The organism is Pseudalkalibacillus sp. NRS-1564 (assembly GCF_050467905.1).
Taxonomy (GTDB): Bacteria; Bacillota; Bacilli; order Bacillales; family Guptibacillaceae; genus Guptibacillus; species Guptibacillus hwajinpoensis_B.
This window is the reverse complement of the sequence record NZ_JBITPM010000018.1, coordinates 20543-38109: the sequence shown is the minus strand read 5'-3', so window position 1 is coordinate 38109 and position 17567 is coordinate 20543. Positions and strand designations below refer to the sequence as shown.

Genomic DNA, 17567 nt, shown 5'->3' with positions numbered 1-17567 from the left:
TAGCGGCCTTTTTGTAGTTCGAACCCCATCATTCCTTCGTTTCTGGTGTCTCAACGTTATGTTGTATATAATGAAACCTGAAACGAATGAGCTATTTTACGCTAAGGCATCCATAGATTTACGACGTTTGAAGGGAGGAGCCAAATGGATGAATTACTTTATCTAGGTGTTTTCCTCATCTATACCATTGCTATTCTTATCTTTGGTAAACATGGATTCGATAAAACGGATGAGCTGAAAGGGTATTTTCTAGCGGGAAGAAATCTGCCTTTGTTTCCGAGTATTGCGTCCTTCTGCGCAACTTGGTTTAGTGCAGCATCGCTTCTTGGTCTACCAGGTTTGATTTATGAAGGGGGTATGTCCGTTATTTGGACAACGGCTATTGCCTGGTTGCTTGGATTAATCGGCTTGTTTTTTATTTCAACTAAACTCTATACATATAACGTTGTAACGGTTCCAGAGTTTTTCTTAGTACGCTATGATTCAAAGCTACTGCAAATTTGGGTTGGGATTATTCTTGGTGTTAGTTATCTCTTATACGTAGTCATCCAAATCCGAGGCTTCGGTATTGTGGTTAGTCAAATGCTTGAAGTGCCTTATACGGTAAGTGTGTTTTTGATCTATATTTTCGTTCTCTACACGACGTTTGGAGGGCTTCACTCTGTTGCACGCACGGATATTTTTCATTTCTGTTTAATCCTGTTTGGAACGATGCTAGGAGCTCTATTTATTGTGAGCGAAATAGGAGGGCTATCTGAATTGATGACTGGCCTATCAGCCATTGCGGATCGAAGCGATGATTCTTATTTGGCTCTGTTTCCTGAGGGAGGCTTATCGTTCTGGGCGTTAGTTAGTGCGTTCTTATCACTCGGAATTGGTGTTGCGGCAAATCCTCAATATGCTGTGCGGATTCTTTCGTCTCGATCGAAAGAAGTGGCGTTAAAGATGGTTATCACGAGTACGGTCTTTTTAGTTCTTATCTATTTTTCTATTTTTGTAATAGGTATAGGCTCAAGAGTATTGGATCCTAACGTTTCGTTTAGTAGTACAGATGAAATTTATCCTTTTATAATTACGTATTTACTCCAAACGCCTTTGAAGGGGATTCTGCTTATTAGCGTTGTCGCTGCTGCTATTTCTACGGCTAATTCTCAGCTCCTTATTATGGCGACGAGCTTTGTGTATGATATTACGCTTCCGATCCGCAAGAAAAAAGCAATTGATCTAAAGGTGATCTCTTGGACGCGCTGGATGATTTTTATATTCGCGACGTTTTCGCTCATTATCGCATTCACTCCGCCGGAGGGAATCGTACCATTTAGCGGACATATATGGGGGATCATTGCTGTTTCGTTGTTTTTCCCTTTATATGGGGGGCTGTACACGAAAGTGGCGAAACGAAATGCCCTTCGTTCATCTTTCAGAGGCTTAATCACCTATCTTATTGCCTTTCTTCTTATTCCGCAGGAGGTTCAGTCTACTTATCATCCCGTTCTCCCGTCCCTTGCGATAGCAGGACTTTTCTTCTTTTGGAAAGGGGGTAGATCTTCCTAATGCGTCATTCTATTGAACGTAAAATATTAGTCCCTTTCTTAATTATCGTTCTGCTACCGATCTTTATCATTGGTGCTGTCTCGATGTGGTCGAGCTATCAGTCTGAGAAACAATTAAAACAGGCAACAGCTCAAGAGCAGTTGATTAGTCTTAATCGCTATGCGGATAAGCTCAATGAACGTGTTCAGAACGGAGATATGAGTGAAGAAGATGCGAAGTCATTAATCAAAATCATGATTAATGAAACGAAAGGTTTGTATGTAGAAGAAGAAGATGGCACCCTATCTTCAGAGGGGGAAGTCGTTCAACCGAATGAAATAGATTGGTACAATGGAAAAGCTAGGTCCAATTTATGGACAGAAAACACCGTGCTAACAGAGCAGCTAGAGCAGTGGAACTGGACACTTTATCATCCGCTGACATTCTCTTTCTATTCCGGATCACTCCCGAATATTCAAAAATATACGCTGTTAATTAGCATTTTTACAGGTGTCATTGCCGTTCAGTTTACGATTATTCTTTCTTATCACCTTTCAAAACCAATCAAAAACCTTGCTGCTTTTTGCAAAAGGATTGCTCTTGGTGAGAGAGAGGACGATCTTCATATGAAAGAGAATCGTAAAGATGAAATTGGCGTGCTTTCAACCTCTTTAAAAGAAATGGTGCAAACACTTGATGAAAGAAATGTCCAAATTGAGAAAATAAAGAAGTTGAATGAAACGATTTTGGATAGTGTTCACGTAGGCATCGTTCTTGTAATAGAAGGAGCTAGCTCTGTCTACAATGAAGCGGCTCAGACGATGATGAAGGAAGACCCTCTTCTAAGAGAGCGGTTTGAGAAATTAACGATTCACGAAACGAAAAAAAGAAGTGAAGAAATGTGGAATCATAAACGACATGAAGAGAAAGTGTTCTATGCGGTGAGTTATAAAGTCTTAAACACAACAGAAAAGCAGCGGTCCATTATTACATTTGAAGACATTACACATAGAAGAAAATTAGAGCAGCGCGTGGAGCGAATGTCTCGCCTTGCTTCATTAGGTGAAATGGCATCCAGAATTGCTCATGAAATTCGGAATCCACTAGCTGGCATTAAAACGACGACAGAGCTATTAACACGAAGACTTGAGTTGTCAGAAGATCAGCTTGCGTTGACAGAGAACATGATGTTGGACATTGATCGTGTGAATAAAATCATTACAAATATTCTCCAATTCTCAAGGCCAATGGACACGAATCCTTCTGTCATTCATGTAGATGATACGTTTCATTCACTTGTCTTACTCATGCAGACAGTGGCAAGCGAAAAGAATGTCACGCTAGAGATTGAACGAAACGAAGATGAAATCATCGTAGACCGCGATCATCTTCGTCAAATTCTATTGAATTTAATTCTAAATGGGATCAACGCTATGCCTGATGGCGGCAAACTGACGCTTTCAAGTTACCGAAGCGGAGCGAATGTAACGATGACGGTGTCCGATAATGGCGTAGGTATGGAAGATTCTGTGATGGAGAAGATCTTTGATCCATTCTTTACAACACGTTCTGAAGGAACAGGGCTTGGTCTGTCGATCGTCCATCAGCTAGTCGTTCAGAATAACGGGGAAATGGATGTAAGAAGTACCCTTGGAAAAGGCACGACGTTCTTTATCACATTTCCAACGAGGAAGGGGGAGGTTTAGATGGCTGTGAAAGTAGGGATTATTGACGACGAAACAACGCTTCGTCTTACACTCCAGATGTTTCTTGAAGATGAAGGTTATGAAGTGCGAGTCGCCTCAACGCTTGAAGATGGCTGGAAGCTAGTGGATGAATTTAGTCCTCAAGTGCTGCTATTAGATATTCGTTTACCTGATGGGAATGGTCTTGATTCCCTCCACAAGTGGAAAGAGCATTACCCCGAAATGGCTGTGATGATGTTGACGGCGTATGGTGATGCAAAGACGGCCGTTCGTGCGATCAAAGAAGGAGCTTTTGATTATTTAACAAAACCTTTTGAACTCGAAGAATTGAAAATCACCCTGGAAAAATGGATGAAGCAGCACCATCTTGAAAAAGAAGTGGAGCGCTATAGAGGAGAGGAGAGAAGAACCAAACTCGTTCGAATGATCGGCGAAAGTGACCAAATGAACGAGTTGAAAGACAAAATTTCTCTTATTGCAGAGAGCAATGATACGACTGTACTCGTTAGAGGAGAGACGGGAACAGGGAAGGAGCTAGTGGCAAGAAGCATCCATCAACAAAGCCATCGACATGAAGGACCTTTTGTTGCAGTGAACTGTGCGAGTATACCTTCAGATCTCATTGAAATGGAACTTTTCGGTCGAGAAAAAAATAGTGCACCAGATCAATCTCAACCGAAGATCGGGTTAATGGAATGGGCAGATGGCGGAACACTATTTCTTGATGAAATCGGTGATTTATCACTCGATATTCAGGTAAAGCTTCTGCGCTTTTTAGAAGATAAGAAGATTAAGCGAATTGGCAGTGTGCACGATATTGAAATGGACGTGCGTGTGATTGCTGCAACGAACCGTTCCCTTGAAAAGATGATACAGGAGAAGGAGTTCAGGTCAGATCTTTATTATCGATTGAACGTCGTACCGGTGAAGCTACCTCCCTTACGTGAACGAGAGAATGATATCGTCATGCTAACAGATTATTTCCTAAATGAATTTTGTCAGCAAATGAGGAAAGAAACGCCAATGCTCCGAGCGGATGCGAAAAAGCGACTGTTGAACTATGATTGGCCAGGGAATGTAAGAGAGCTCAAAAATACGATCGAGCGCATTGCCATTTTACACCGAGAAGATGAGCTTGCCGCTCCTCATTTTGATTTCTTAAACCCAGTTGAAGGACAAGCAGAAGGATCGAAATCAATTGAAGAGGTCGTCTTCGATAAGGAATTTTCATTAGAAGATCATATTGAATCAATCGAAAAGAAATATATTGAGAAAGCGATTCAAGATGCGAAGTGGAATATTACGCAGGCAAGTAAGCTACTAGGCATCAGTCGGTATGCTCTGCAGCGTCGAATTGATAAATACGATATAACATGAGCGAAATCGCCCGATGTGGGCGGTTTTTTTGTGCGGAATCTTATAAAATTATCTGAAAATTACGTGATATCGTAGAGATAAGAGAAAAAACGCATCGATTCATGTAACGGATGAATCATATAAAAAAGGGGGAATTTGATGGCTTCGAAAAATAAAGACCCATTATCAATAGAGAATGGCCCAACGAAAAGTAAATGGGGTGTCATTCTTGGTGCTGCTTTCTTAATGGGCTCGTCAGCTATTGGACCAGGTTTTCTAACCCAGACGGCTGTCTTTACGGAACAGCTTCTTGCGAGTTTCGGGTTTGTTATTCTTATATCCATTATTCTAGACATTGGGGTTCAAGCAAATATTTGGAGAATCATCGCTGTTTCTAAGAAAAAAGGACAGGACATCGCAAATATGGTTGTTCCTGGACTTGGCTATTTCCTTGCCTTCGCCGTAGCGCTTGGTGGACTTGCCTTTAATATCGGTAACGTCGGTGGTGCTGGACTTGGAATGAATGTTCTATTTGGCATTGATCCACGTATCGGTGCAGCCATTACAGGTGTGATTACGATTGGGATTTTCCTATCGAAGGAAGCTGGCGTTGCGATGGATAAAATCGCACGAATCCTCGGTGGGCTTATGATTTTACTAACATTGTACGTAGCGTTCCAAAGTAATCCACCGGTCGGAGATGCGATTACACATACATTTGCGCCAGACAAAATTGATGTGTTTGCGATTATTACATTAGTCGGTGGAACAGTTGGCGGATACATTACGTTTGCAGGGGGACATCGCCTGCTTGATGCGGGGATTTCAGGTAAAGAAAACCTCCACCAGGTGACGAAAAGTTCCGTTTCAGGAATTTTAATTGCGTCGATCATGCGCGTCTTTCTATTTCTTGCGGTGTTAGGTGTTGTTGCAACAGGATTTAAACTAGATCCAGCCAACCCGCCTGCGTCTGTGTTCCAACAAGCAGCAGGGGCCATTGGTTATAAAATGTTTGGTATCGTTCTTTGGGCAGCAGGGATTACGTCAGTCGTTGGCGCGGCTTATACATCTGTATCGTTTCTAAGAACGCTATCGAAGAAAGTGGATCGTCATCATTCAGGAGTAACGATTGGATTTATTGCCGTATCGACGATCATTTTCACCTTCATCGGAAAGCCGGTTCTGTTACTGATCCTTGCTGGAGCTTTTAACGGATTGATTTTACCTGTTGCTCTTGGAACACTCCTTGTAGCCGCTTATAAGAAATCGATCGTAGGGGATTACAAACATCCGCTATGGCTAACGATCTTTGGTGGGTTCGTCTTTCTTATTACAGCCTACTTAGCCATCGTTACGCTTATTGATAAAGTGCCACAGCTTTTTTCTTAATTGTTAGGAGGAACATGTGTGAAACTTGATTATTTTCCGCTTGGTGATACGGGCATTCAGCTTGTATTTGGCACCGAGATATCAGAAGAAACGAATCAGAAAATAAGAATGTTTGCAGACGAACTTGCGCAGCACCCTATTAATGGAGTGGAAGAATGGGTGCCAGCTTATACAACGTTAACGATCTATTATCTTCCAAGCAAAATTTCTTACAGTACACTGAAAGAAAAGCTTGAGGAAATGAACGAACAACAACATGGAAGAGAAGCAGAATCTGCTTCTCTTGTTTATATCATCCCAACCTATTATGGGGATGAAGTAGGATCCGATTTAGAGTTTGTAGCGGAGCATAACGGATTAAGTAAAGAAGAAGTGATCTCAATTCACGCTGATAAAGATTACCTCATTTACATGATGGGCTTTGTACCTGGATTTCCTTATCTAGGAGGAATGTCTGAAGAAATCGCAACGCCAAGACGTGAAAATCCACGTGCTGAAATAGAGCCTGGATCTGTTGGTATTGCTGGAGCTCAAACGGGCGTCTATCCGCTAGAATCACCAGGTGGCTGGCAGCTTATTGGACAAACGCCGGTTAAGCTGTATGACCCGACAAGTGAGTCACCGATCTTATTAGAATCAGGTCATTACTTACGTTTTGTTTCTGTTAGTAAAACAGAATTTCTAGAAATCAAAGAAGCGATTAAGCGTGGAGACTATGTTGTTGAAACCGAAGAGAAGAAGGTGGGATATCATGAAGTCAGTTGATTTAAATAGTGATTTAGGAGAAAGCTTTGGGGCGTACAAAATCGGTAATGATGAGAATGTTCTTCCTTTTATTTCATCAGCCAATATCGCGTGCGGTTATCATGCGGGAGATCATAATGTCATGATGAAAACAGTCGAGTTAGCCAAGTCTCTAGGGGTATCCATTGGTGCACATCCGGGATTTCCTGATCTTGGAGGGTTTGGCAGGCGAGATATGAACATGTCACCTGATGAGGTATATAACCTCGTCGCATATCAAGTTGGTGCCATTCAGGGTGTTGCGAATGTCCATCAAGCCACTGTTTATCATGTGAAGCCTCACGGTGCGCTTTATAACAAAGCATCGAAAGACTCTGCTGTTGCCAAAGCGATTGCAAACGCTATCTATGCCGTTAACCCGAACCTCGTTTTATACGGATTAGCAGGAAGCGAATTAGTGAAGGCAGGAAGAGCATGCGGGTTAACCGTTGCGGAAGAAGTTTTCGCTGATCGTACGTATCAACAAGATGGTACGTTGACTCCAAGAACGGAGCCGAATGCGATGATTCATGATGCGGACGAAGCTGTGGAACGAGTCATTCGCATGATAACGGAAGGGAAAGTAACCGCCGTCAATGGCAGCGATATTAGCATTCAAGCTGATACGATTTGCGTGCACGGAGATGAGCCTGAGGCGCTGCTTTTTGTTCAAAAATTGAGAGAACGTATCGAGGGAAATGGAATAGAGATCAAGCGTGTTGGAGTGAATGCCAGTGTCTAACTCACTATTTAAAGTAAAAAAATCAGGTCTTTTATCCACCATTCAGGACGAGGGGAGAAAAGGGTATCAGCAGTATGGCATTGTTGTATCAGGAGCCATGGATCCTTTTTCAATGAATATCGCTAATTTTCTTGTTGGTAACAAAGGGAATGAAGCGGTTCTTGAAGTAACAGTTATGGGACCTGTATTAGAAATATTAAATCAGGCTGTTATAGCGATCTGTGGCGGTAACCTTTCCCCAAAAGTGAACGGTGAAGAGGTTCAAATGTGGAAGAGCTTCGAAGTAAAAGAAGGAGATCGGCTTGAATTTGGGCAGCCGCTTTCAGGAGCAAGGTCATATATCAGCGTAGCAGGCGGCTACGATGTTCCATTCGTTATGGGCAGTAAATCAACCTACTTAAAAGCAGGGATTGGCGGTATTGAAGGACGAGCTCTTGAAAAAGGTGACGTGCTTTGTCGTGCGGAAGAAATCAAGGGAGTTAGCGGACGTGCCCTTCACCATGAAGAAATTCCTGACTACCATAAAGAGCTCGATATACGCGTTGTCATGGGACCTCATGCTTTTACTGAAAAAGGGACCGATACCTTTCTATCTACCCCTTATGAAGTGACGCCGCAATCAGATCGAATGGGCTTTCGTTTGAAAGGTGAGAAAATCGAGCACGCGGGCTCGGCCGATATTATTTCTGAAGCGATTCCGCTTGGCGGGATTCAGGTGCCTGCTAGTGGCGATCCAATCATTCTTATGTCTGATCGTCAGACAACCGGCGGTTATACACGAATCGCCACTGTTATCTCAAGTGACATTCCATATCTTGCTCAAGCGATGCCAGGTAGCACGATTCGTTTTCGTGAAGTAACTGTAGAAGAAGCGCAAGAAGCTTATGAAGAGAATGATCGTTTTATGCGTACGTTAGGTAAAGTGTCTAACCCCCGTCGATAAAGGAGAATACAACATGTTAAGTTCAAAAGAAATTATTGAAATGATTAAATATGTGGATGGTTCAACTGTAGATGAGGTTCATTATGAACATGATAGCTTCGTAGTAAAAGTGAAAAACCAGAATCCTTACGGAGAAGGACAAGTTAAAAGAGAAGAGGAGTCTGCTCCTGTCACGCCGACGGCCGTAGAGGAGCGAGGTCAGGGTAATGTTATCCCGAGTCCAGACGAGGAAGAGATCTCAGAAAGCACTCATACTGTTACTTCACCAATGGTAGGGATGTTCTACTCCTCACCTTCACCTGATGAACCCGCCTTTATTCAAGTAGGGGATACTGTTCAGGAAGAAACCGTTGTTTGTGTACTAGAAGCGATGAAGATGTTCAATGACGTGCAAGCAGATGTGAATGGAGAAATCATCGAAATTCTTGTCGAGAATGGTGACCTTGTTGAATTTGGTCAACCGCTATTCTTAGTAAAGCCAGAATAGGAGGGATCAGATGGGTATTCAGAAAGTACTAATCGCAAATCGAGGCGAGATCGCTGTTCGCATTATTCGCGCCTGCCACGAGCTAAATCTTACTGCTGTAGCGGTATATTCAGATGCGGATCGGGACGCGCTTCATGTTCAATTAGCAGATGAGAGCTACTGTATTGGACCAACATCATCAAGTGAAAGCTACTTAAATGTTGGGAATATCATGACGGTTGCCGTAAATAGCGGCGTAGATGCTATTCATCCGGGATATGGTTTTCTTGCAGAAAATGCTAGTTTTGCAGAGATCTGCGAAGACTGTGACATTGCGTTTATTGGCCCTAGTAAAGAGGCCATCAATCGCATGGGAACGAAAGATGTTGCACGAGCAACGATGGAAGACGCGGGCGTTCCAGTTGTTCCTGGCTCGGACGGCATTATTGAAACGAAAGAAGAAGCGCTTGAGCTTGCGAATGAAATGGGCTACCCCATTATTATTAAAGCAACAGCAGGCGGTGGGGGCAAAGGAATTCGCGTCGTACATGAGGAAGAAGAACTGATTAAAGCGATTAACATGACACAGCAGGAAGCCGAGAAAGCGTTTGGTAATCCGGGTGTCTATATTGAAAAGTTCATTGAGGATTTTCGCCATATCGAAATTCAAATTATCGCGGATTTGTATGGTAATGTGATTCATCTCGGTGAGCGAGACTGCTCGATTCAAAGACGTATGCAGAAGCTCGTTGAAGAAACGCCATCACCAGCTTTAGATCAATCGATTCGTGAAGCGATGGGAGATGCAGCTGTTCGGGCAGCTAAAGCTGTGAACTACGCTGGGGCAGGAACGGTCGAGTTTATTTATGACGTTAATGGAAACTACTATTTTATGGAGATGAACACTAGAATTCAAGTGGAGCATCCCGTAACAGAGATGGTCACTGGCGTTGATTTGATTAAAGAACAAATTAAAGTGGCCGATGGAGAAAGACTCTCCCTCACACAGGATGAAGTGATTTTGAAGGGATGGTCAATCGAATGCCGGATCAATGCGGAAGATCCTGAGAACGGTTTTATGCCATCACCTGGGAAAGTAGAAACGTATTTACCTCCAGGCGGTTTTGGCGTGAGAGTTGATTCAGCCGTTTATCCAGGCTACATGATTCCTCCGTTCTATGATTCGATGGTAGCGAAGCTTATTACATACGGCGCTACTCGTGAGGAAGCGATGCAGCGTATGAAGCGAGCACTCAGTGAATTTATGATCAAAGGTGTGAAAACAACGATTCCCTTTCATCAAAAATTACTAAGGCATGAGAAGTTCGTTGAAGGTGATTTTAATACAAAGTTTCTTGAGATCTATAAAGAGCTATAAAGGAGATGACGTGTTGGAAACCCCTCATACACAGCGACAGCAGTATCATGAGAATCTAGATAGTGGAACGACCTCAGGTAAATGTGATGGCTACTTACAGGCAAATATGATTACGCTTCCGGCTGAGTATGCATTCGAGTTTCTTCTATTTTGTCAGCGCAACCCAAAGCCATGCCCTGTTGTGGATGTTCTTGAAGCAGGTCAGGTTACACCTCGTATTGCTGATGCCGACATTCGAACAGATCTGCCCAAGTATCGCATTTATAAAAATGGCGAGCTAGAAAGGGAAGCACTTGATCTAAAAGACGTCTGGCAAGATGATTTCGTTACGTTTCTGCTTGGATGCAGCTTTACGTTTGAACGAGCGCTCGTTGAAAAAGAGATCAGCTTGTTGCATCAGGAAATGAACCGCGTTGTTCCGATGTATCAAACGACGATTCCTTGCGAAGACGCGGGTCGCTTTAAAGGGGAGATGGTTGTAAGCATGAGAGCGATTAAGAAAGAAGAGCTCGATGAAACGATACGCATCACATCGAAGTTTCCGCTTGCGCACGGAGCGCCGATTCATGTGGGCCATCCATCAGAAATAGGCATTGAAAACATAGAGAAACCGGATTACGGGGAATTTACCCCTTTTGACGAAGAAGAGCGAATCCCAGTTTTCTGGGCGTGTGGCGTTACACCTCAATATGTTGGGTTAAACGTGAAGCCTGAGATTATGATCACGCATGCGCCAGGACACATGCTCATTACCGATCAAAAAGAATAGTTGGCAGTATTTTGATGAAAAAAGTTCGGTTCGATAGCACAGTAAATAAGTTGTGCTAACGATCGAACTTTTTTAGATTGTCTTCGTTATGAGAGATTAGGTCATTTAGATCATATGATAAAATAAAAGAGATCGATTGAACGTTTCGCCAAAAGTGGGAGGGGTGTGAATCATGACAATTGTTAGCTTCTTACTTATTGGTTGGATCTTAAGCTGGTTTAAATTTGAACAGCTGTTTATTCAAGCTTTTCAAGAGCTTTTTAATAAAACGATTACGAAAGCAAGCTACTACTTTATTTTTTTCTGTATCGGATTGATCGGAGATATTGTGCTGCTATTGAATGGGAGTTTTCTTGAAATGATGTAGTTTTAGATAAAGGGGAAAGCACGAAATGGTGAGAAGATCAATTGGGGACGTAGCTGGGTTATACAATCTATTAATAGCACTCGGAGCAATTTCGACAGGCGTTTATATGTTAGCTGGCATGGGGCTTTTTTTTAGTTATCCACCGGAATGGCAGGGGATTCTTCCTTTTTAAAATTGAGGAGTGCTCGCCCTTATTACGATCGTATTGTTTGGGTATGGCAATGTTCCAGCATGGATAATCAGCTTTACTAGGAAGCATAGTAAATCCTATCCCTTCTCTCTTCTTATGGGAGCGGCACTGCTTTTCTGTATCGTGTTGCAAGTGATTATGCTCGGGGAATGGTACTTAGCCTCTATTGAGCTATTGCTTCTAAATCTGATCGGAAAGATGCTAGGTTCTTTTGTCTTTCGATTTTCAAAAGAATAAATCTTAGTAAAAAGTCACTTCCAAAATAGGAATGGCTTTTTTTACTTTATAACATTACGAATGACAAAATAACGTAAAAGTGAAAAAATGGAAAGAGGAGGTGTTAACTATAATGACAAAAGCTAATCGGCTTTCTGTTGTGATGTTTTGTCTCATATTGATCAGTATAGGAACAGTGATGATCTTTATTTATTGGCGAGATGACTACGCGTATTCAAGCGAAATTGTGCTCTGGTGTTTAGGTGTCTTTTTTCTTTCTATTTTGTACTTTGTAGTTTTAACTATTTGGAAAATGAGACTGCTAAACAAGTACGAATTAAAAGAGAGGGCAGGCACATTTCTCAAATGGTTTGCGGGTCTAAGCGTTATGAATCTATTGTTCTCATATTTTACTTCATCGGAGATAACCGGATATGAATTTTTCACCTCATTTGGACTAGCGATGGGCATCGCATTTAGTGATGTGATGTTTCTCAAAAAAGAAATCTTATTAAAAAACATTTGAAAAAGGAGAATACATAATGAATGTTGCCCTAAAATGGCGAAAAAGAGCAGTTCAGATAGCATTATTGTCATTATGATATCCTGCTTATTCCCCCAAATGGTATAGCAGCGATTTTAACGAAGTGTACTTCCCTAGAATAAAAAAGATGCCCCGAAAAATTAACGTGAAACTCTGGGGGCATCATGTGTTTCAATTTTCTTTTTTTTGGATTTCAAAACCGAACGGCTTCCTGTGAATCTTATTCTTTTCCTTCAGTAGAGTACTCTGCTAGCACTATAGCGATTTCGTCTTCAATGTCCTTGATGTCATCTTCTTCAACAAATTGATTCAGTAAAATGGAAAAGACGAGGCCGCTCCCTTGTTCCATATATCCTGAAAGGGAAGAGACGCCGGTTAATGATCCGGTTTTGGCATGGACGATTTGTTCTGCAGCTGTGTCTCTCATGCGATATCGTAGCGTACCGCCCTCAGATCGATCTGAATCGCCTGCAATTGGAAGAGAACGATAAAAGGGGTCAAACCAGCTTTCGGTTTGGACGTTAAATAGAAATTTGGAAAGCTGATTTGGTTTAACTAATGTAACGTGAGAGATACCTGAACCGTCTCGCAGACGCATATCGTCGGTGTGAAGGCCTTGCTTTTGAAGAAAGTCTGTCACTACTTCCAATCCAGCTTCCCAACTGCCTTCATCTTTCTTCACTTTCCCCATCTCTTTCACTAATATTTCAGCATGACCGTTATTGCTTAGCTTCATAAATGGAATAAGAAGCTCCGATAATGGCATGGATTTCTTTTCAATGAGAAGAGTCGCATCTTCAGGTGTTTTGCTTTGTTGAATGTCACCCTTGAATTTAATTCCAGCTTCTTTTAGTGATTGGTTCATTAAGCTCAGTGCATATTGCGGGGGATCCCATACCGCAATCCATTCACGCTTACGTGAGGCATCTTCAGAAATTTCACCTTCTACTAAAATTGTATTCGATCCATGTTCTCGTGAAATAGTTAATTCGGCATCCTTGTCCGCCTTGACTGTTATGGTACGGTTTTCAACTGTTAGGACATCGGAAGAAGGTGAAAGTTGAACATCAGCTTGATCGCCAGGTTGTTTTCCAGGATAAACTTCAACAATGATCGTACCCGCGTCGTAATCTTCGTTTGGTGAAGCTGTTAATGCTGAAACTTTGGCACCATAATAGTTGTCTTCATCCGACCAAACCATATCCTGTGAGAGAGCTTCTTCGTCATACCAGCTGTTATCGCCTATGAGATCACCTTGTATCTTATGTACACCTTTTTCTTTTAAAGATTGTGCAAGTTCATCAAAGTCTTCTTTAAGAAGGGTAGGGTCTCCTTTTCCTTTTAGATAAATGTTTCCTTTAAGGTTATTTTTTTTGAGTTCTCCATCAGTGAGCAGTTCAGTGCTAAACCGGTAGTCTGGACCAAGTGTTTCAAGTGCAGCTCCGACGGTGAATAATTTCATATTAGAGGCAGGAGTGAGCCGGGTTTCGCCATAGTTCTCATAGATTAACTCACCTGTATTAGCCGCTCGGACGCTTATCCCTGCGATTGCGCCATCTAGAAGTTTATTTGATAGGATATCATCTAACTGTGTTGAGAGAGTACTGTTTGTTTTGTCTGCACTTGCATCTTGATGAGAAGTGAGAGGGGGAAGATAAGGAGGAATAGCAGCGATATGATTAAGCAACTTTTCAGTGTTTGTTTCAATTCATCATCTCCTCGTTGTTTAGTATGATCAAATATGGTTTCAACTAAAATACATTGTAGAAGGAACTCTACTTAATTTTGTTCACCTCCGTTTAATTAACTAAATGGTCGTTACAATTTAAACCTTTCGTGTAACACATTCAAATCCCCTTTCATTTCAACAAAGTTGAATCTTTTTACACATGCCCTAGCTGAGAAAAATAGTGAAATAAGCCTATAATCATGAAAACACAAAAAAGCAGCTGCATATTAGCAACTGCCCCCACTTCATTAATATACTTTATCTCCATTAAAAATGGAGTTCTTCACTACGACATAATCTACCGTACGAATTGATTCTAGCTTGTCTCCGCCTGAATAAGAAATCGCCGATTGAAGATCCTGCTCCATCTCTGTAAGCGTGTCTTGAAGATCTCCTTTATGCTCAACGAACATTTTCTTACCTTCAACGTTTTTCTTCTCGCCTTTTTGAAATTCAGAGGCAGAACCGAAGTATTCTTTGTATAGCTTGCCATCTCGTTCGAACGTTTCACCAGGTGATTCTTCGTGTCCTGCAAAGAGAGAACCGATCATCACCATCGAAGCACCAAAACGAACGGATTTAGCGATATCGCCATGCGTACGAATACCGCCATCTGCAATGATTGGTTTTGTTGCTGCTTTTGCACACCAGCGTAGAGCTGCGAGCTGCCAGCCACCAGTACCAAATCCGGTTTTAATCTTCGTAATGCACACCTTACCAGGTCCGATGCCGACTTTCGTAGCGTCAGCACCTGCGTGCTCTAACTCTCTGACAGCTTCAGGCGTGCCAACATTTCCAGCAATCACAAAGCTTTCTGGGAGGTGCTTCTTAATATGACCGATCATTTCAATGACCGCATTTGAATGCCCGTGGGCGATATCAATCGTAATGTAGTCAGGTGCTAGGCCCTGCTCTTTAAGCTGTTCAATAAACGTGTATTCTTCCTCTTTGACGCCCACGCTAATAGAGGTGATGAGCTCACGAGCGTTCATATCACGAATAAAAGCGATACGCTTTTCCGGTTCAAAACGGTGCATCACATAGAAATATCCTTTTTCAGCCAGAGTAACGGCAATTGTTTCATCAATAATCGTCTGCATGTTTGCAGGTACGACCGGTAATTTAAATGTATGCTTGCCAAGCTTAATGGAAGTATCACATTCTGATCGACTGTTTACGACACACTTAGCGGGAATTAGTTGAATATCTTCATAATCGAATACGTTTTCCATGAGATTCACTCCTAAAAACGAATAATACGTTTTAATTTAATTTAAATGTTCGTCCATTTGATAATTTACAGGAATTCATTGTAATTGTCAAAGATTTTCTTGAAATCCTTTACATATGAGGAGGAAAAGAAAGGGATTCGAACGAAGAATATGGAAAATTAGAAGAGGAATCAAAAGAAATACGTCTAGTGGAACAGTATAGTAAAAAGTGTTTTCTAGAAAGAGTGAGCATAAAAAGGAGTTGGTCTTATGATACGAGTTGGCAGTATTTTTATACCCGTCACGGATCTTGAAAAATCAGTGAAATGGTATGAAAAGCATCTAGGTATTCATAAAATTCAAGAGTGGGGAGAAGGATTGGCTGAAGGTGTCGGCTTCTATTTTCCAAATGATTCGACTCAGCTTGCGTTAGTGCAAGTGGAGAACGTTCAGCCAACTGAATTTCACATCAAAGCAGAACGTCGGAATAGCTATTTCAATTTTCTTGTTGATGATATTGAAGCTTTTTATGAGAAGCTCAATAAGAGCGGTGTTAAAACCAATGAGCTTGAACAATTCGGGGGCATGACATGTTTTGATTTCTTTGACCTCGATGATAATTCTTTTAGCGTAGTTAGTGAAGTGGTAGATTCCCCGTTTCATGCTGATCAAGTCAAAAAGATGCAGGGTATGAAACGATGAAGGAAAATGAAAAAAAGTTGCCCTGAGTGTGGCGAAAAAGAAACGAGAACAGGAGAATTTACTGGGTACGGCTCATTATTTAAGAAAAAAGGATTTGCGAAAAGTTCCCCTGTTGATGCTTCTTTCTGTGTTAATTGCGGTACAATCCTTTCTCTTAAGGTGAGGAACCCAAAGAAGTTTATTTAGTAAAGCTTTTAAGGAGGAGTAAAGATGGCGACTGATTTGTGGATGAACCTTCCTGTGCAAAATGTAGAAAAGTCGAAAGCTTTTTTTACAAAGATCGGATTTCCCGCTCAGACCATTGGAGACGGCGTTCAAGTAGCGATCGGTGATCAAGGAACGAAGGTTATGCTGTTTCCTGCTTCAAAATTTGAAACGTTTACCCATCACAGAGTAGCGGATTCTATGAAAGCGACGGAAGTGCTTTTTTCAATTGGAGCGGAAGATCGAGAAGAAGTAGATGCAATGATAAAGAACGTGGAAAAGGCAGGGGGAGCAATCTATGCCAAACCCGGCTTAACAGATGGATGGCTCTATGGAGCAGGGTTCATTGATTTAGATGGTCATCGATGGAATGTGTTGTATATGGACATGGAGAAAATGCCGTAATTAAATGTGCGGGCTTTAAAGGTAACTCTCATCACAGTAGAGTTACCTTTTTGGTTAATTATTGAAACTTCTAAGTAGTTTCCATCGTAAATAAAGTAGGGTAAAAGAATATCAGTAAGGAGAATAAGATGTACTTTAAACAGACGAAATGGTTGTCGATCATACTCGTTTTTCTGTTAGTGACTGGATGCTCCAGTGGAAATGCGTCGTCGGATAAACAGAGTGTGAAAACGATTGGTGGAATCGATCAGGTGGAATTGCTGAAATTTAGCGGGACATATGTTGGGGACAATTCAGCTGTTCTAGCCATTCTAGCGCAACTTCCGGGAAGCGGAACAGTTAATAAATTTGATTTATCTGATCAAAAGATAAGCGTGACATATGACGAGGAGCGAGCAAGTTCTGAATTAGACTTCAATTCTACCTGGTTTGATGGAGCAAACAGCGCTCAGAGGATTTTCCATTATAACGCGATTTACTTAACGATCTTAGTGCCGAACGCCAAAGAATATGAATTTCGAGTGCAAGATGAGAGCTTCCGTATAACGAGAGATGAAATGGTAGCCACATTAACGAGCAAATTTGGTGAATTTCCAAGCGAGGAGCAGCTTATGGAGGAAACATTCGCCGAGGAATATGTGAAAAAGCATGAAGAAGAATTAGGGAAAATGGCAAATCATTATGAGGACTATTTTAATTGATTAGTGATGTAAAAGTAGGTGTTAAATAAATGAAGAAAGTTCGTTACATTTTGGTCCTTCCGCTAGCATTTATCCTATTGATAATTGGATTGGCGTCTTATAATAACAACCGAGCTATGGATATGGCGGTTGAAGGATGTAAAGAAGTAGGAGGAAAAGTCAATTTAGAAAAAGATCTTTTGGGCATAAATTGGCGTTTTTCTTGTGAGAAATAAAAGAAATAAGGGAGAAGA

19 protein-coding genes are annotated in these 17567 nt (G+C 41.6%); 17 read left to right on the top strand and 2 right to left on the bottom strand.

Features of this window, described 5'->3' with window-relative positions; genetic code table 11:
* The first annotated feature begins 144 nt into the window (after window positions 1-144).
* The 13 genes from ACIFPW_RS09000 (at window position 145) to ACIFPW_RS08940 (ending at window position 12364) form a co-directional block, all read left to right on the top strand.
* Complete coding sequence (locus ACIFPW_RS09000) at window positions 145-1554, top strand: sodium:solute symporter family protein (RefSeq protein WP_430243623.1); 1410 nt, start codon at window positions 145-147, stop codon at window positions 1552-1554.
* A complete protein-coding gene (locus ACIFPW_RS08995) occupies window positions 1554-3239 on the top strand; it encodes a sensor histidine kinase (RefSeq protein WP_430243621.1) in 1686 nt (561 codons plus the stop codon). Before ACIFPW_RS09000 ends, ACIFPW_RS08995 begins: the two co-directional genes overlap by 1 nt.
* The gene (locus tag ACIFPW_RS08990) at window positions 3240-4616 is read left to right on the top strand and encodes a sigma-54-dependent transcriptional regulator (RefSeq protein ID WP_430243620.1); all 1377 of its coding nucleotides are present in this window, start codon (window positions 3240-3242) and stop codon (window positions 4614-4616) included. It abuts the gene before it with no gap.
* 138 nt (window positions 4617-4754) lie between these two features.
* Complete coding sequence (locus tag ACIFPW_RS08985; protein WP_430243618.1) at window positions 4755-5984, top strand: NRAMP family divalent metal transporter; 1230 nt, start codon at window positions 4755-4757, stop codon at window positions 5982-5984.
* A gap of 18 nt (window positions 5985-6002) precedes the next feature.
* Window positions 6003-6749, top strand: coding sequence for a 5-oxoprolinase subunit PxpB (gene pxpB, locus ACIFPW_RS08980; RefSeq protein WP_430243616.1), 747 nt, complete (start codon window positions 6003-6005; stop codon window positions 6747-6749).
* The gene (locus ACIFPW_RS08975) at window positions 6736-7509 is read left to right on the top strand and encodes a LamB/YcsF family protein (RefSeq protein WP_430243614.1); all 774 of its coding nucleotides are present in this window, start codon (window positions 6736-6738) and stop codon (window positions 7507-7509) included. Before pxpB ends, ACIFPW_RS08975 begins: the two co-directional genes overlap by 14 nt.
* Window positions 7502-8452 (top strand): biotin-dependent carboxyltransferase family protein, encoded by a 951-nt coding sequence (locus ACIFPW_RS08970; RefSeq protein WP_430243612.1) that lies wholly within the window; start codon window positions 7502-7504, stop codon window positions 8450-8452. The genes ACIFPW_RS08975 and ACIFPW_RS08970 overlap by 8 nt, the downstream gene beginning before the upstream one ends.
* A gap of 13 nt (window positions 8453-8465) precedes the next feature.
* Window positions 8466-8939 carry an acetyl-CoA carboxylase biotin carboxyl carrier protein gene (gene accB / locus ACIFPW_RS08965; protein ID WP_430243610.1) on the top strand — a complete coding sequence of 158 codons (474 nt, stop codon included), beginning with the start codon at window positions 8466-8468 and terminating at the stop codon, window positions 8937-8939.
* Between the two features lie 10 nt (window positions 8940-8949).
* Window positions 8950-10296: an acetyl-CoA carboxylase biotin carboxylase subunit gene (accC, locus tag ACIFPW_RS08960; protein ID WP_430243608.1), complete on the top strand. Its 1347-nt coding sequence runs from the start codon at window positions 8950-8952 to the stop codon at window positions 10294-10296.
* Window positions 10274-11065, top strand: coding sequence for a putative hydro-lyase (locus tag ACIFPW_RS08955; protein WP_430243886.1), 792 nt, complete (start codon window positions 10274-10276; stop codon window positions 11063-11065). The genes accC and ACIFPW_RS08955 overlap by 23 nt, the downstream gene beginning before the upstream one ends.
* 172 nt (window positions 11066-11237) lie before the next feature.
* Window positions 11238-11432 carry a hypothetical protein gene (locus tag ACIFPW_RS08950; RefSeq protein ID WP_430243606.1) on the top strand — a complete coding sequence of 65 codons (195 nt, stop codon included), beginning with the start codon at window positions 11238-11240 and terminating at the stop codon, window positions 11430-11432.
* 25 nt (window positions 11433-11457) lie between these two features.
* On the top strand, window positions 11458-11604 hold the full coding sequence (locus ACIFPW_RS08945; protein WP_430243605.1) for a hypothetical protein: 147 nt from the start codon (window positions 11458-11460) through the stop codon (window positions 11602-11604).
* 367 nt (window positions 11605-11971) lie between these two features.
* Window positions 11972-12364, top strand: coding sequence for a hypothetical protein (locus tag ACIFPW_RS08940; RefSeq protein WP_430243604.1), 393 nt, complete (start codon window positions 11972-11974; stop codon window positions 12362-12364).
* Window positions 12365-12602: 238 nt separating this feature from the next.
* On the opposite strand, the gene dacB is transcribed toward ACIFPW_RS08940, so the two are convergent.
* Entirely contained in the window at window positions 12603-14069 is a 1467-nt protein-coding gene (gene dacB / locus ACIFPW_RS08935) for a D-alanyl-D-alanine carboxypeptidase/D-alanyl-D-alanine endopeptidase (protein ID WP_430243602.1), read from the bottom strand.
* Window positions 14070-14359: 290 nt separating this feature from the next.
* On the bottom strand, window positions 14360-15343 hold the full coding sequence (gene guaC / locus ACIFPW_RS08930) for a GMP reductase (protein WP_430243601.1): 984 nt from the start codon (window positions 15341-15343) through the stop codon (window positions 14360-14362).
* 249 nt (window positions 15344-15592) lie between these two features.
* Here guaC and ACIFPW_RS08925 point away from each other — a divergent pair, with 249 nt between their 5' ends.
* From ACIFPW_RS08925 to ACIFPW_RS08910, 4 genes are all read left to right on the top strand, one after another.
* Entirely contained in the window at window positions 15593-16024 is a 432-nt protein-coding gene (locus ACIFPW_RS08925) for a VOC family protein (RefSeq protein ID WP_430243599.1), read from the top strand.
* A 210-nt stretch (window positions 16025-16234) separates the two neighbouring features.
* On the top strand, window positions 16235-16633 hold the full coding sequence (locus ACIFPW_RS08920; RefSeq protein ID WP_430243597.1) for a VOC family protein: 399 nt from the start codon (window positions 16235-16237) through the stop codon (window positions 16631-16633).
* Between the two features lie 128 nt (window positions 16634-16761).
* A complete protein-coding gene (locus tag ACIFPW_RS08915; RefSeq protein WP_430243595.1) occupies window positions 16762-17334 on the top strand; it encodes a DUF4825 domain-containing protein in 573 nt (190 codons plus the stop codon).
* Between the two features lie 29 nt (window positions 17335-17363).
* Window positions 17364-17549 (top strand): hypothetical protein, encoded by a 186-nt coding sequence (locus ACIFPW_RS08910; RefSeq protein ID WP_194220510.1) that lies wholly within the window; start codon window positions 17364-17366, stop codon window positions 17547-17549.
* Window positions 17550-17567: the final 18 nt, after the last annotated feature.